The following is a 15,576-nucleotide window of genomic DNA, read 5'->3' as shown; positions in this document are numbered from 1 at the left end:
CCCACTTGAGTAAACCCCCACGGTAAATGGGGGGGGGCCGGTTCTATCCCGGGGGGGGCGGTTTCCCCGGGGCCGCCCACGGACCCGACGGTGCCTGCGAAGAGGGCGTCCTCCGTAGCCTGCACCTCGCGCATCCCGTCTTCGTACACGGCACGGAAGAGTCCCGCCCGGCCGTCGACCCGCGCGTAGATCGACGGAGCCGTCACCTCCGCCCGCCGGCACACCTCGCTGATGGTGAGCGCCTCGAATCCGCCCGTCTCCAGCAGCTCGCGTCCGACCGAGATGACGCGTTCCCAGCTCGCGCGGCTGCGCGCCTGCAGGGGCTCGCGAACCGGAGCCTGACTCATACCCTTCCTTCGCTCATCATCTTCGACCCGCCGCCCGTGGGGAAAGGATGCCCTCACCCATCTCGTCGAGCTGCGCCACGATCTCGCGAGGATTGCGCTCTCCGACCTGCTTCTGCAGTAGCGGTGTGTGGTCGAGCACGAAGTCGCGCAACGGCCGCAGGGGCGCCGGAGCGTGATGGAAGACCTTCCCCAACACGTACGCCGACTGTACTTGCTCACGGGTGTGCGGGATACGCGGCGTCTCGTAGTCCACGAGAGCCTTCGTCACCGCATCCGTGTCGGCGAGGTCGACACCGGCCAGCCGCTGCGCCAGGAAAAATCCATCGCAGATCGACATGCCTGCACCGTAGGCGGCATAGGGAGAGGTCGCGTGGGCGGCGTCGCCGGCCAACGTGATCCGGCCCTTCGACCAATGCGGCAGCGGAGCGATGTCGCGGATCGGCCAGCGCTGCACGTTCTCGGCAGACGTGGCCGCGACCAGCTGTGGGAGCGGGGCGGGGAAGCCGGCGGCGAGCCGCTCGGCGTGCTCGAGCAGGTCGGCGGGCGCGGCCCTGTCGTCCGGCCAGGCCTCCAGCACCCACCACTGGTGCCCGGCGCGACCCTGGCTGCGGATCGACGTATAGGTCCCCTGCGTGGTGCGGTTGTGCGTGAGCACCACCACGTTGCGTTCAGTCTTCACCGTGTCGTCTAACGTGAAGCCGCCGATGATGTGCAGGTTGTGCGGGCGCTTCGGCGTGGGGCCGAAGAGATGCCTGCGCACCATGGAGTCGATGCCGTCCGCGCCGATCAGCACGGGCGTCTCCACGGCCTCGCCATCGGCGAACCTCAGCGTCACACCGTCGCCGTGGTCCTGCATGCCGGTCACCGCACGGCCGGTGCGCAGCACGCCGTCGGGCAGGGCGGCCAGCATGCGCCGGTAGAGGTCGGGCCGGAACATCCCGATGAAGCCGCCTCCGTATCGTTCCACCACATCGTTCGGGATCCGCACATCGGCACGCACCCGACCTTTGGCGTTGCGGAACGTGGTGTGGCAGGGCGCTCCGAGATCGACGATGTCGACGCCCATCTCCTGCAGCGCCTTGATGGGCGGTGGCCACAGGTTCAGGATGTTGCCGGCGGCCCGAGCCTGCGGGTAGCGCTCGTAGACGACGACGGGATGCCCGGCCTTGATGAGACCGAGGGCGGCGGCCATTCCTGCCGGACCGGCGCCCAGGACCGCGATCGGATGCTGGCTCGTGTTCATGCGCTCCTCCTCGAGTGCAGAAAATGTAACGCCATTACAGTTTGCGGCCCCGGCGGCCTTCGCGGCATCACAAATGCTGATAGTAGGTTTCCGTCTTACTAATGATCATTTCTGGCATAAGTCGTGCGAGGATGAAGCCACGGCCATCCGCCGTGAACGAGGACGGAAACAATGACGACGACCTACCTCAAGCTGCCCTACGTCGACAGCGTGCTGCGTGAGCGCTCGTTGCGTGCGCTCGAACTGGGTCGCGGCCCCGTCGGGTTCAGCCTGGACGTCGGTCTCAACTACTACCGGGGACTGCCGCTGTCGACGATCGAGACGTTCGAGCTGTCGGTGGACGGCGAGCGCATCGCGGACAACCTGCTCCTGTTCGAATACGACCGCAAGCTCTACCCGCTCGGCGCACTCGCCGGAGGGTTCTCCGATTTCTGGTCGGTCAAGAAACCGCTCCGCGTGCGCGTCTACCAGGGCGGACTCGCTCCGGGCGAGCACGAGGTCGAGCTGAAACTCGTCCTCCGTTCGCCGTATATGCACTTGGGGCCCGGCCTGTGGGGCATGATCGACGGCTCGGCCTCACGCACTCTCATGCTGCAGGAGGCGTGAATGAACATCGGCGGAATCGAGCAGGGCGTCTCGCTCTACGGCTTCGACCAACGTTGGGTCGAAGACCCGCAGTACACGATCGAAGACGTCCTCGACGAGGTGCAGAGCCTCGGTGTTCAGAGCTTCGAGCTCGTCGGCGCCGTGTTCTTCGATCGGTACCCGCGCCCATCTCTTGCAGAGATCGAGCGGATCCGCACCGCGGCCGAGGATCGCGGCCTCGTGCCGTTCAGCTACGGGGGCTATGCCGATGTCGGCCGCATCACGGGGCACGAACCGGTCGACGAGGACTACATCCTCGACCTCACAGCCGACCTGATGACGGCGCGAGAACTCGGGTGCAGCCACCTCCGCGCAGGTGCGATCCCCGGGCGCCTGCTGCCGCTGGCCGCCATGTTCGCCGAGCAGTACGACGTGAACATCGGCATCGAGGTGCACGCGCCGTCGAAACCGAGCGATCCGGACATCCAGCAGCTGCTGGGCGAGTTCGAGCGGATCGGCAGTCGCAGGCTCGGCTTCGTTCCCGACTTCGGGTGCTTCATCGAGCGGCCGGCCGAACCCGCTTTGGCGCGCTATCTCGCGGCAGGCGCCGATCGCGAACGCCTCGAGTTCGTGATCGCCCACCGTCACTCGGGCTTGACCGAGGACGAGGTGTGGGCTCGGGTGAGGGAACAGGGCGGCGGCGAGGCCGAGCGGATGGCCATCGCCGACTTCTTCGGCTTCCTGTCGTTCGGGCCGGCCGACCTCGACGGCTTCACGACGCTGCTGCCCTGGACACAGTACTTCCACTCGAAGTTCTACCACGTGACCGCCGACCTGCAGGATCCCACGATCCCGCTCGATGACCTGCTCCAGCGCATCCTCGACTCCGGCTTCCAGGGCGTGCTCATGAGCGAGTACGAGGGGCATGCCTTCCACGACGGGGATGCACACGGACAGCTCGAGCGACACCTTCGCCTCGAACAACGAATTCTGGAATCAAGGAGTGCTCGATGACAGACACAGACGTGCTCATCGTGGGGAGCGGCCCGGTGGGCTCAGCGTTCGCCCGGCTGATCGCGGATGCCCGACCCGAGGCATCCATCACGATGGTGGAGCTCGGCCCCCAGGTCTCGACGCCACCGGGCTCGAACGTGCGCAACCTGCCGCCGGCTGAGCGGGACGCCGCGCGCGAACGGTCGCAGGGCCCGCAGGGTGCGCTCTCCGGCGATCGTGAGCGCACCCTTCATGTGGAAGGCACCGTCATCTCGCCCGGCGGCACCTACCTGGCCTCACCCGGGCATCAGGACGGGATGCCTGCGGCGGCGCTCTCCAGCTGCGTCGGTGGCATGGGCGTTCACTGGACCTGTGCGACGCCGCGCCCGAACGACGACGAGCGCATCCCGTTCATCCCCGAGGCGGAGCTGGATGCCGCGTTCGATGAGGCCGAGCGACTCATGCACGTGACGACCCTGCCGGAGAACCCGTACGGCCGTGCGATCAAAGAGCTGCTGCGCGAACACTTCGCCGGCACGCTCCCCGAGGATCGCCTGCCGGACGGCCTGCCCATGTCGGCGATACCGCAACCCGACGGCTCGATCAGGTGGGGTGGCGCCGACACCATCCTCGGAGACACGCGGCTCGACCTCCGCACCGAGACCATCGCCCGGCGACTGGTCATCGAGGGTGACCGGGTCATCGCCGTCGAAGTCGAGCACCTCCCCACGCGCGCCCGGGAGACCATCTCCGCCCGAGTGATCATCGTCGCGGCGAACGCGTTCCAGACGCCGCAGCTGCTGTGGGCATCCGGCATCCGCCCCGACGCGCTCGGCCGCTACCTGACCGAACACGTGCTGGTGTACAGCGTGGTCGCCCTGCGCGACGAGGTCGTGGAACGTGCGGGCATCGACACGCCGGTCGCCCAGCTCGTGAAGGATCCGACGGCGTCCACGTTCGGCATCCCGTACACGGCGGGCGTGCATCCCTACCGCACGCAGGTGATGCACATGGCCGATCCGCCGTTCCCGGTCGACGAGAGCTCGGTGCACGTCGGTGCTGCACGCTTCGTCGCGATGGGCAACGGCGTGCGCAAGTTCCCGCGCGCTGAGGACCGGCTCGTGTTCTCGGACGACGCCGTCGATGGATGGGGGATGCCGCAGCTCACCATCGAGTACGAGGTCACCGAGCGTGAACTCGCCGAAGTGGAACGGGCATCCGCAGATCTGAGGGCGGTCGCGGAGAGCATCGGGGAGTTCGTGCCGGGAGGAGAGCCACGACTGATGCCCGCCGGGACCTCGTTGCACTACAAGGGCACCGTGCGGATGGGAGACGACGGGGGAGCGGAGTCGGTCGTCGACGACCGCTCCCGGGTGTGGGGCTTCCGCAACCTGTTCCTCGGCGGCAACGGACTCATTCCCACCGCGACGGTGTCGAATCCGACGCTCACCAGCGTCGCCCTCGCGGTGCTGGCATCCGCCGCTGTGCTCGAGGAGCTGGATGCGGCGCGCGTCGCGGAGCCGCAGAGCGCCGGCTAGACGTGGGCGCCGGAGCCGACGATCGTGCCGGCCTCGGCGAACAGCGCGCGCATCCACGAGTGCTCGGGATCGTGCGTGTGCAGGGGATGCCACCACAGTGCGTTCGTCAGCGGCGTCGGCGCGAACGGGAGCCCCACGATGCGCACGCCGGCACCCCTCGCCAGCGGTGCGAGTGCTGACTGGATGATCGCGACCCGCCGGGTTCCCGCGATGAAGTGCGGAACGGCGAGGAAGCTCTCGACGACCACCTCGATGTCCGGCTCGATGCCGAGCTGCTGCACCTGCCGCTCCGCCGAGGTGAAGGCGGACCGGGTCTGGTAGTTCATCACCCACGGCAGCTGCGACAGTTGCTCGGTCGTCAGAACATCGTCGACCTCGTCGTTGGACTCCGCCACGATGGCGACCCACTCGTCCTTCCACAGGTCGACGAACGGAAGCTCGGTGAGGAACCCGTGCGGGATGATCATGCCGTCGGTGGAGCGCAGCCGGTTCGACGCGTCTTCGACCACGAGCGGATTGTGCAGCAGGAAGCGGAAGTGCACGCCAGGTGCACGCTCCGCGGCGAGCTCGGAGACGACCCGCCCGATCGTGGTGAAGCCGTAGTCCGAGCCGTAGATCGAGAACTCCCGGATGGACTCCGAAGGGTCCCAGGATGCCTGGCTCTCGAACACGCGTCGTGCGGCATCCAGTGCCGTCGTCGTGTGATCGGCGAGGCGCAGAGCCAGGGGAGTGAGCTCGTAGGTGTTGCCGCGGCGGGCGAGGATCGGATCGCCGAAGTGGGTGCGCAGGCGTGCAAGGGAAGCGCTGAGCGCGGGCTGGCTGAGGTGCAGACGCTCTGCGGCACGGGTGACGCTGCGCTCGGTCAGCAGTGCGTCGAGTGACACCAGCAGGTTCAGATCGAGTCGGGAAAGCAGCAGGTGATCGGCCACTTCGTCGTGTCCTTCGGGTTCGGGCGGCGGTGAACCAAATGTATCAGCGGCATCGATTCGCTAGGCGATTTTCATAGCTTTGCCGGATGCCGCCCGGCGGGTATTCCCGCCCCTCACGGCGGCGGGCGACCACTGCTCCACGGGTTATGTCGAATATCGAAAATACTTATGTGTGTTTCTAGCCCATCGTTGTGATACTGGTGCCACAGCACACCGGTCACTCGACGAGCGAGTGCCGACAACGAAGTCAGAAGGGCTGGACATGACACAGCATCGTCGCTCACGGGCGTCGCGGATCGGCCTGTTCGCCGCCCCGCTCGTCGCCGGAGCGCTCATCCTCTCCGGATGCTCCAGCACAGGAGGATCCTCCGGCGCCAAGGAGCCGCAGACCATCTCGTTCGCCTTCGGCGCCACCAACGATCAGGACAAGGCCGCGTACACCGCACTCGCCACCGGATTCGAGAAGGCGGACAAGGGCGTCACCGTCAAGACCATCAACCTTCCCACCGAGAGCTACCCGAGCACGTTGGCAACCAGGGTGCAGGGCGGCAACGCCCCCGACACGTTCTACGCAGAGGGCGGCACGGGACAGGCGCACTCGATCATCCCCTGGGCCAAGTCGGGCCTGGTGCTGGGCATCAGCGATAAGTCGGTGATCGACGCCCTTCCCTCGTCGCAGAAGGATCTGTGGATGTACAACGGCAAGGCCTATGGTGTGCCGCTGGGCACCCAGGCCTACGGCAGCATCTTCAACGACGACCTGGCGAAGTCCATCGGCGTGAATCTCACTGCATCGTCGACGCTCGACGACGTGCTTTCGGCCTGCTCCGTCGCTCGCGCGCACGGCAAGACGGTCTACGCACTCGCAGGAAGCGTGCCCGCTAACACCTCGTTCCTGGCGCTCGCGCTGGCGGCATCCACCGTCTACGGACCTGACCAGAATTGGGACGCCCAGCGCGCGAAGAACAAGGTCACGTTCGCGGGCACCAAGGGCTGGACGACGGTGCTCGAGTCCATCAAGAAGATGTACGACGCCGGATGCTTCCAGGACGGCGCCACGAGCGCCGGCTTCGACGCCATCACGAACGGTGCGTCGTCGGGCAAGGTGCTCGGCTTCTTCGCGCCCAGTGGCGCGGCGAAGGAGATCATGGACGCGGCAGGCGGCCACGTGAAGCTCGTCATCCTACCCGTTCCCGCGCCGAGCGGCACGAAGACGTATCTGGCCGTGAGCGCGGATCAGAGCGTCGCGATCAGCGCGAAGACGAAGAGCCCGACGGTGGCGACCAACTTCCTGAAGTACATCCTGTCGCCGAAGGGGCAGGAGAACTACGCGGCGTCGACGGGAAGCATCCCGATCGAGAAGGGCGCGGCCGACAACCTCCTGCCGCAGTATCAACCGGTCAAGGGATTCATCGCCTCGAACAACGTGCGCGGATACCCGTCGCTGGACTGGCCGAACGCGAAGATCTACAACGATCTGGGCAGTGGGGTGCAGGGCATCCTGACGGGTCAGATGACGGTGAAGCAGGTGCTGCAGCAGATGGACTCCGACTGGGGCTGACGTGAATGCGGTGGCCGGCCGGTACAGGGCCGGCCACCGATCGCAGGCGAAAAGGAAACCGACGATGACTCAGACGATGACACCGACCGAGGCGATCACCACCGGCGGCCGGGGCCGAAGCGCCCGCGGCCGGTCTCGGCGGGGCGCGTACTACGTCCGGCTCGGCGCGTGGTGGTGGGCGTTGCCCGCGCTGGTGCTGATGGTCGTCGTGATCTACGCCACGACCGTCGCCGGCGGGTTCTTCGCGTTCACCAACTGGTCCGGTGTCGGCACGTTCGACTTCACCGGCATCCAGAACTTCGTGAAGATCTTCCAGACGCCCGAACTGGTCGGTTCGCTGCTGAACACGCTGTTCCTCGCCTTCGGGTTCCTGATCTTCACCAACATCTTCGGGTTGTTGTTCGCTCTCGCTCTGAACCGTGGCCTGAAGACGCGTTACCTGCTGCGCACGCTGGTGTTCATGCCGGTGGTGGTGAGCCCGATCGCGGTGTCGTACATCTGGAAGTTCATCTTCGACTTCAACGGTCCGCTGAACCAGGTGCTGGCCGCGATGGGGCTGGCGAAGGTGAACTGGTTGGCGAGTCCGTCGCTGGCGATCTGGTGCGTGCTGATCGTGATGGTGTGGCAGAACACCGGGTTCATCATGGTGACCTATCTCGCCGGGCTGGCGACGGTGCCGGTCGAGATGGAGGAGGCCGCCGCGATCGACGGAGCCGGGCCATGGCGCCGGTTCCGGTCGGTGGTGCTGCCGCTGATCCAGCCATCGGTGGCGATCGCGACGACGTTGACGCTGATCCAGGGTCTGCGGGTCTTCGATCAGGTGGTCGCTCTGACCAACGGTGGTCCGGCGGGAGCGACGCAAACGCTGGCGCTGGAGGTCTACCAGCAGGCGTTCACCTACCAGCAATTCGGGTTCGGTGCGGCGCTGGCGCTGGTGCTGTTCCTCCTCATCCTGATCTTCTCGATCGCGCAGCAATGGGCGACTCGGGACCGCTCCCTGAAGGAGGCGTGAACCCATGTTCCGGTACTCCAAGAAGACGTTGACGATCGAGATCGTCACCATCGTGGCGACGGCGATCCTGCTGCTGCCGTTCTGGATCCTGCTGATGGGGTCGCTGAAGACCCTGCCGGCGATCATGACGACCCCGGCGGTCGCACCGCCCACGCAGCCGACGATCGAGAACTTCGTGCAATTGCTGTCCCCGGCGTCCTCCTCCTCGGGGAACATCTGGGCCGGACTGGCCTCCAGTGCGGTGATCACCGCTGGCAGCATCATCCTGCTGGTGGTACTGGGATCGCTGGCGGCGTACGGCATCTCCCGGTCCACCAGCAGGTGGAGTCGTCGCTCGTACTACCTGTTCTTGGTCGCGATCATCCTGCCCACCCAGCTGGGCACCCTGCCGCTCTACATCGGTGCCCGAAACGTCGGCCTGGTGGGAAACCCGTGGGGCATGATCCTGATCTACACCGGCATGCTGCTGCCGCTGTCCGTGTTCCTGTACGCCAACTTCTTCCGCAACCTCGGGCCAGAGTACGAGGAGGCCGCCGTGATCGACGGCGCCAACAGATACCAGGTGTTCTGGCGCATCGTGTTCCCGCTGATGTCCCCGGCCACGGGAACCGTCGCGATCCTGGCCGGACTGATCGTTTGGAACGACTTCTTCACCGCCCTGATCTTCCTCAACGGCACCCCCTATCAGACCCTGCCCGTCGTGATGTACAGCTACGTCGGCTCCCTCGTCTCGCAATGGAACCTGATCTTCGCCGTCGTCATCGTCTCGATGATCCCGATCCTCGCTTTCTACGCCTTCGCCCAGAAGAAGTTCATCCAGGGCTACGCAGGCGGACTCAAAGGCTGACCCGAGATGAGCACTGCTTTGCGTTCCTCTCCGGATCTCGGGGACGGAACGTTCCTCAATCCCGTCCTGCCCGGCGACCGCCCCGACCCCAGCGTGCTTCGCGTCGGTGACGAGTACTACCTCACGTACTCGTCGTTCGACGCCTCGCCGGGGCTGACGGTCTGGCGTTCGCCGGACCTCGTGAACTGGGCGTTCGTCACCTGCGCGCTCCGGCAACCTCTCAGCACCGTCTTCGCTCCCGACCTCGTCGAGCACGACGGCCGCTTCTACATCTACTTTCCGTTCATCCCGAGTCCCTGGTCGGACGCCGTCCAGGAGCCGCAGGTGTGGGTGATCCACGCCGACAGCCCCGAAGGGCCGTGGAGCGAACCCGTGTACACCGGCATTTCGGGTGCGATCGACCCCGGCCATGTCGCCGGCGAGGACGGCGCGCGGTACCTGTTCGTGAACGGCATCCGTCGGTGCCGTCTCAGCGACGACGGGCTGCGCGCCGTGAGCCCGCTCGAGCAGGTGTACGACGGATGGCGGTACCCCGACGAATGGGTCACCGAGGCGTACGCGCTCGAGGGACCGAAGCTCTTCCGCCGCGGGGAGTGGTTCTATCTGGTGAGCGCCGTCGGCGGCACGGGCGGTCCCGCGACGGGTCACATGGTGATCGCCGCCCGCTCCCGCTCGGTGCACGGGCCATGGGAGAACGCGCCGGGCAACCCGATCGCACGCACCTGGTCCGACAGGGAGTCGTGGTGGTCGCGGGGGCACGCGACGATCCTCGAGGCGGTGGACGGCACCTGGTGGATGCTCTCCCACGGCTACCGGAACGGGTACCGCACTCTCGGCAGGCAGGCACTCCTCGAACCGATCGAGTGGACCGACGACGGATGGCCGACGGCTCCGGCCCGCGACCTCGGCGTACCGCAGCGGATGCCCGCGGCACGTGGCGGAGCGGTCGAGCCGGTCGCCGTGCCGGCGCCGTGCGACGACTTCGCGGCGCCGGGCTGGGGCGAGCGCTGGGTGTTCGACAACCCGGGTAGCAACGAAGCGGCTCGTGCCCGCTTCGGCAAGGGTCTTGTGCTTTCGGGCAAAGGTACCGGACCCGCCGACTCGTCTCCCCTCACGACGTGGTCGATGGACTCCGCATACGAGGTGGAAGTCGAACTCCACATCATCCGTGATGCCATCGGCGGGCTCCTGCTGTACTTCGACGACAGGCTGTTCTTCGGCCTGGGCTGGGATGGCAAGGAGATGCAGAGCTATGCCGGCGGCATCCGCACCCACTGGCGAGAGCCCGCTGAGCCGGGAACGAGCATCCAGCTGCGCCTGCGCAACGACCGACACATCGTCACCGGCTGGCATCGCGTGCCCGGCGGCCAGTGGCAGCGGCATGGGGTTCGCTACGACACCTCCGGAGCGCACTCGGCCACCATGAACGACCTGAAGAGTCTGCGGCCGGCGCTCTTCGCGGCGGGCGACGGCGAGATCGTCTTCCGTCGCTTCCGCTACCGTCCGCTCACGAACGGTGACCTGGTATGAGCGTGGACATCGAGCGGCTGCTCGAATGCATGACGTGGGAGCAGAAGCTCCTGCAGTTGCAGATCGTGTGGCGACCGGATGGCGCCGAACGCGCGGAACTCGCCCGTCGCGGTCTCGGTGCTGCGTTCTGGCCGCCGAGCGTGACAGAGGTGAACGCGCTGCAGCGCATCGCGGTCGAAGAGACCGAGCACGGCATCCCTCTCCTCATCGCGCTTGATGTCGTGCACGGCCAGTTCACGATCTTTCCCACGCCACTCGCGCAGGCCGCAAGCTTCGACCCGTCGGTCGCCGCCGACGACGCTCGAGTCTCGGCCATCGAGGCCGGGACGAACGGCGTCAACTGGACCTTTTCGCCGATGGTCGACGTGGTTCGCGACCCGCGATGGGGCCGCGTGGTGGAGAGCTTCGGCGAAGACGTCTACCTGGCGTCGGAGCTCACCGTCGCGAAGGTGGATGCGTACCAGCGGTCCGACTCGGGCGGGGTGGCGTCCTGTCTCAAGCACTTCGTCGCCTACGGCGCGGCCGAGGCCGGCCGCGATTACAACTCGACGGAGGTCTCGCCACGCCGCCTGCGCGAGACATACCTCGAGACGTTCCGCACCGGTGTCGAATGCGGCGCTATGTCGGTGATGGCAGCGTTCAACTCGCTGAACGGGCATCCGATGCACGCTCATCGCGACCTCCTCACGGGAGTGCTGAAAGAGGAGTGGGGGTTCGACGGTGTCGTCGTGGGCGACGCCGACGGTGTGGCCCAGCTGGTCGATCACGGGGTGGTCGCAGACGAGAAGGCGGCGATCGCGCTGGCGTTCGAGTCCGGCATCGACATGGTGATGGGCGGAACACTTCTGGTCGACTCTCAGGGCGTCGCCCTGCTCTCACCGGAAGAGGTCTCATCCCGTCGCATCGACGATGCGGTGCGCCGTGTGCTGACGCTCAAACAACGGCTGGGACTGTTCGAACGGCCGTACACCGACGAGTCGGCTGCGGTATCCGGCGCGGCGGCCGAGCACCGCGACCTCTCGCGACGCGCCGCCGAACGATGTGCCGTGCTGCTGACCAACGACGGAGCGCTGCCTCTGAACGCGACCGGCCGGGTGCTCCTCGCCGGGCCGTTCGTGCGCAGTCGCGACCATCTCGGCGCCTGGGTGCAGCACTTCGCCGAGCCCGTGCGCGAGACGCTTGCCGACGCGCTCGCACGTGAGCTGCCCGGCGTCGAATGGGACGTCGTAGACGGCGCAGGCTTCTTCACGGCCGATGATGATGCGATCGCCGACGCGGTCGAGCGATCCGCCGCCGCGGATGTCGTCGTGCTGGCACTCGGTGAACCGAGCGGTCTCTCCGGAGAGGCCGCCTCACGGGCCGACATCACGTTGCCCGAGGCCCAGCGCCGGCTCATCCATGCACTCGCGGATGCCGGGGCGCGAATCGTGGTGGTGCTGGTCACCGGCCGTCCCCTCGTCGTCGAAGACTGGGTGGATCGTGTCGGCTCGCTGCTGTGCGTCTGGCATCTCGGCACGGAGGCGCCGGCCGCCATCGCTGCAATCCTTTCGGGACGCGTCAACCCCGGCGGCCGCGTGCCCATGACCTTCCCTCGTGCGATCGGGCAGGTGCCGATCCACTACGACCATGAGCGGACCGGGCGGCCTCCTCGCATCGGCGGGTCGCTGTTGAACGCTCCGGATGCCCTCGCAACTGACGTGGTCGCGGAGTTCACCGGTCCCAACAACACCGACGACCGTTACACGTCCAAGTACCTCGACCTGCCACTCGGCCCGCGCTTCGACTTCGGCCATGGCCTCAGCTACACATCGTTCGAACTCGAGGACCTCGCGGTGTCTGCAGAGGCGACCACGACGAACCGACTCGCGGACGAGGTCATCCTGGTGTCCGTCACGGTGCGCAACACGGGGGAGCGCGACGGCGACGACGTCGTCATGCTGTTCGTGACCGACGAGGTCGCGACGGTGACGCAGCCGGTGCGGCGACTGCGTGGCTTCCGGCGTGTGCAAGTGGCCACCGGCGCATCCGTGCTCATCGAGTTCACGATCGGTCGTGATGACCTGAGCTTCTGGGCCGACGGCGAGGCCCGTACGCTCGAACCCGGGGATTTCACGATCACCCTCGACGACGGCACCTCGCGGCTGAGCACGCGGCTGACGGTGGAGCCGGCATGACACTGCAGCGACTCCGTGAGGCCGTGACCGGCGACGTGCCGAACGCGATCATGCCGCTCTTCTGGCAGAAGGGCGGACCGGTCGAGGTCGTGCGCGAGGAGATGGAGCGCATCGGCGACGCCGGCATCGGTGCCGTGATCCTCGAAGCGCGTCCGCATCCGGAGTTCCTCGAGTCCGGCTGGTGGCGCGACGTCGATGCCGGGCTCGAGATCGCGCGCCGTCGAGGCATGAAGGTGTGGTTCTTCGACGACGACACGTTCCCGACGGGCCACGCCGGTGGCGCCGTCGAGTCGGCTCCGGACGAGCTGCGACGGCGGTTCCTCGTCGAGAGGCACACGGATGTCGTCGGTCCGGCACGCGGAGCGTCTCTGCTCGTCGAACGGCGGAAGTTCTTCGGCCCCGAAGCCGCCCTCGATCCTGGACGACTGCTCCGTGTTGTCGCGTACCGGAGAGCCGAGGACTCCGACGACCTGAACGGCGATCCGGTCGACCTCACCGACCGGATCGTCGACGGGGTTGTGCGCTGGGACGTGCCGGACGGCTGGTGGCGGGTGTTCTTCCTCTCCGTCACGCGCGACGGCGGCAGCGCCAGGCACGCCGACCACATCGACTACCTGAACGCGGCATCCACCCGGCTGCTCATCGAGAACGTGCACGAGCGCATCCACGCCAGGTACGCGGAGGAGTTCGGGGCCACGATCGCCGGCTTCTTCAGCGATGAACCAGGCCTCTACAACGACCCGGAGACATTCGACTTCGGCTCAGTGCTGGGCAAGGCCGTGCCGCTGCCGTGGAACGATGCCGTCGCCGAGCGGCTGTGTGAAACGCTCGGCGACGACGCCGTCGAACGACTCCCGTTGCTCTGGGCGACCGCCGGGGGAGCCGAGCGACGCGTGCGGTACGCGTTCATGGATGCCGTCAGCCGGCTCTACTCCGAGTCCTTCGGCCGCCAGCTCGGCGACTGGTGTCGCGCACACGGCGTCGAGTACATCGGGCACGTGATCGAGGACAACGGCGCCCACGCCAGGCTCGGGCCCGGCGCCGGTCACTACTTCCGCGCCATGGCCGGACAGGACATGGCCGGCGTGGACATCATCGGCGGTCAGGTGGTGCCCGGGTTCTCGCGCGGGCCGTTCGCCAACCTGTCCGGCGCGGCGGACGGCGAGTTCTTCCACTTCGGGCTGGCGAAGCTCGCGTCGTCAGCCGCGCACCTGGATCCGCTCAAGCGCGGGCGCTCGATGTGCGAGACGATCGGTGCATACGGCTGGTACGCCGGACTCCGCCTGTTCGCCTGGCTCACGAACCATCTGCTGGTCCGCGGTGTGACGCACATCGTGCCGCACGCGTTCTCGCCTGCACCGTTCCCCGACCTCGACTGCCCACCGCACTTCTACGGCCACGGACAGAACCCGCAGTACCGCTACCAGCACCTGCTGAGCGCGTACACGAACCGGCTCAGTCACCTGCTCAGCGGGGGAGTGCACGTCGCGCCGTTCGCCGTCCTCTACCACGCCGACGCCGAGTGGCTCGGTGAAGCGCAACCGTTCGAGCATCCGCTGCGGCCGCTGATGGAGGCGCAGCTGGACGCCGACGTCGTCCCCGCCGACGCGCTGGCCAGGGCACGCGTCGCCGGTGCCGCATTCACGCTCGGCGACGAGACGTACGACGCCCTGATCGTGCCGGGCAGCTCCTACTTGCCCGGCACGGTCGCCGACGAACTGCTCAGGCTCGACGACGCGGGAGTGCCCGTCGTCTTCGTCGACGACGTGCCGGAGGTACCGGACGACCCCGGCGCGCTGCGCGACCGGTTCCGCGCCGTGCCCTTCCACGAGCTCGCCGACGTCGCCTCCTCGCTGACGGTCCGCGGCGTGAAGAGCTCGACACGCGCGCCATCACTACGCGTCTACCGCCGCGACCTGGGACCGGTGGATGCCGTCATGCTCGTCAACGAGTCGACGCGCTCCGACATCAGCACCACCCTGACCCTGCCGCGTGCCGGAAGCGCGATCGTCTTCGATGCCGCGACGGGGGCCTGCCGGGACGCCGCGGCAAGAACCGTGGGCGACTCGACCCGCATCGACGTGGAGCTGGCGCCGGGAGAGGCGAGCGTGCTGATCGTCGGCGACCCGGACGCCTGGCGCGACCTTCCCACCGCCCCCGCCGTCACCGTCGGTGAGCCGGTCTCCATCGCGGCGGAGTGGGAGATCGCGACGGCGACCGCCGAGGAGCACCCGCACTTCACGCACTGGCGCACCGTCCAGGAGTTGACGCCCCTCGACGCGCCCGGCCTGCTGCCGAGTTTCAGCGGCACGGCGCGATACACGGCGTCGTTCACGCTCGAGCATCCGGACGGCTGCTACCGGCTCGATCTCGGTGAGGTGCACGAGATCGCCGAGGTGCGCATCAACGGCGTCAACGTCGGCACGCGCATCGCGCCGCCCTACCGGTTCGATGTTCCGCACGCCGTGCTCGTCGGGCAGAACACCCTTGAGGTCGACGTGACCAACACCCTGGTGAAGGCGCAGCCCGACTTCTTCTCCGCGTTCGCCCAGCAGGAGCCCACCGGCCTGCTCGGCCCCGTGACGATCGCATCCGTCACGCACGGGGGAGGGGCCTCATGACCGACAACCGCGCCGCGTTCGAGCGCTTCTGCGACCTCGCGATGGTACACGTCAAGGCTTCCCGACCCGGCGCGCCGGACGCCGCTGTCGCGGACATCTACCGATTCGAGGACGGCCGGATCGTCGAGCACTGGGACGTGCTGCAGCAGGTTCCCGTGCATGCCGCCCACGACCATCCGGTGTTCTGACCGAAGGA

General features: G+C 67.4%; 13 protein-coding genes. 10 read left to right on the top strand and 3 right to left on the bottom strand.

Translation table 11 applies throughout. The features are described 5' to 3' along the window. Both ACTHNC_RS17210 and ACTHNC_RS17205 read right to left on the bottom strand, forming a co-directional pair. Nucleotides 1–347: TetR/AcrR family transcriptional regulator (locus ACTHNC_RS17210; RefSeq protein WP_440295850.1), on the bottom strand; the 347-nt coding region annotated here is incomplete at its 3' end. Nucleotides 348–363: 16 nt separating this feature from the next. Beyond that, nucleotides 364–1,590 carry an FAD-dependent oxidoreductase gene (locus ACTHNC_RS17205; protein ID WP_440295849.1) on the bottom strand — a complete coding sequence of 409 codons (1,227 nt, stop codon included), beginning with the start codon at nt 1,588–1,590 and terminating at the stop codon, nt 364–366. A 171-nt stretch (nt 1,591–1,761) separates the two neighbouring features. Here ACTHNC_RS17205 and ACTHNC_RS17200 point away from each other — a divergent pair, with 171 nt between their 5' ends. The 3 genes from ACTHNC_RS17200 to ACTHNC_RS17190 are packed head-to-tail and all read left to right on the top strand — an operon-like array spanning nt 1,762 to nt 4,706. Next, entirely contained in the window at nt 1,762–2,196 is a 435-nt protein-coding gene (locus tag ACTHNC_RS17200; RefSeq protein WP_440295848.1) for a C-glycoside deglycosidase beta subunit domain-containing protein, read from the top strand. Then, on the top strand, nt 2,197–3,189 hold the full coding sequence (locus ACTHNC_RS17195) for a sugar phosphate isomerase/epimerase family protein (protein ID WP_440295847.1): 993 nt from the start codon (nt 2,197–2,199) through the stop codon (nt 3,187–3,189). Beyond that, nucleotides 3,186–4,706, top strand: a complete 1,521-nt coding sequence (locus tag ACTHNC_RS17190) for a GMC oxidoreductase (protein ID WP_440295846.1) — start codon at nt 3,186–3,188, stop codon at nt 4,704–4,706. Before ACTHNC_RS17195 ends, ACTHNC_RS17190 begins: the two co-directional genes overlap by 4 nt. Here the strand turns inward: ACTHNC_RS17190 and ACTHNC_RS17185 are convergent. Further along, entirely contained in the window at nt 4,703–5,635 is a 933-nt protein-coding gene (locus ACTHNC_RS17185) for a LysR family transcriptional regulator (RefSeq protein ID WP_440295845.1), read from the bottom strand. The two genes, ACTHNC_RS17190 and ACTHNC_RS17185, sit on opposite strands and share 4 nt — an antisense overlap. Before the next feature lie 262 nt (nt 5,636–5,897). On the opposite strand from ACTHNC_RS17185, the gene ACTHNC_RS17180 reads away from it, so the two are divergent. From ACTHNC_RS17180 to ACTHNC_RS17150, 7 genes are all read left to right on the top strand, one after another. Then, complete coding sequence (locus ACTHNC_RS17180) at nt 5,898–7,196, top strand: ABC transporter substrate-binding protein (RefSeq protein ID WP_440295844.1); 1,299 nt, start codon at nt 5,898–5,900, stop codon at nt 7,194–7,196. Between the two features lie 64 nt (nt 7,197–7,260). Further along, nucleotides 7,261–8,208, top strand: coding sequence for a carbohydrate ABC transporter permease (locus ACTHNC_RS17175; protein ID WP_440295843.1), 948 nt, complete (start codon nt 7,261–7,263; stop codon nt 8,206–8,208). Nucleotides 8,209–8,212: 4 nt separating this feature from the next. After that, a complete protein-coding gene (locus ACTHNC_RS17170) occupies nt 8,213–9,055 on the top strand; it encodes a carbohydrate ABC transporter permease (RefSeq protein WP_440295842.1) in 843 nt (280 codons plus the stop codon). A gap of 6 nt (nt 9,056–9,061) precedes the next feature. Continuing rightward, nucleotides 9,062–10,585 carry a family 43 glycosylhydrolase gene (locus ACTHNC_RS17165; RefSeq protein WP_440295841.1) on the top strand — a complete coding sequence of 508 codons (1,524 nt, stop codon included), beginning with the start codon at nt 9,062–9,064 and terminating at the stop codon, nt 10,583–10,585. After that, nucleotides 10,582–12,759 carry a glycoside hydrolase family 3 N-terminal domain-containing protein gene (locus ACTHNC_RS17160; RefSeq protein WP_440295840.1) on the top strand — a complete coding sequence of 726 codons (2,178 nt, stop codon included), beginning with the start codon at nt 10,582–10,584 and terminating at the stop codon, nt 12,757–12,759. Before ACTHNC_RS17165 ends, ACTHNC_RS17160 begins: the two co-directional genes overlap by 4 nt. Continuing rightward, a complete protein-coding gene (locus tag ACTHNC_RS17155; RefSeq protein WP_440295839.1) occupies nt 12,756–15,380 on the top strand; it encodes a glycosylhydrolase-like jelly roll fold domain-containing protein in 2,625 nt (874 codons plus the stop codon). Before ACTHNC_RS17160 ends, ACTHNC_RS17155 begins: the two co-directional genes overlap by 4 nt. Beyond that, entirely contained in the window at nt 15,377–15,568 is a 192-nt protein-coding gene (locus ACTHNC_RS17150; protein ID WP_440295838.1) for a nuclear transport factor 2 family protein, read from the top strand. Before ACTHNC_RS17155 ends, ACTHNC_RS17150 begins: the two co-directional genes overlap by 4 nt. Nucleotides 15,569–15,576 lie beyond the last annotated feature (8 nt).

The sequence above is a fragment of the Humibacter sp. genome (assembly GCF_051954055.1).
Classification (GTDB): domain Bacteria; phylum Actinomycetota; class Actinomycetes; order Actinomycetales; family Microbacteriaceae; genus Humibacter.
Note: the sequence above shows the minus strand (reverse complement) of the source record. Positions and strands in the feature narration are given on the sequence as shown.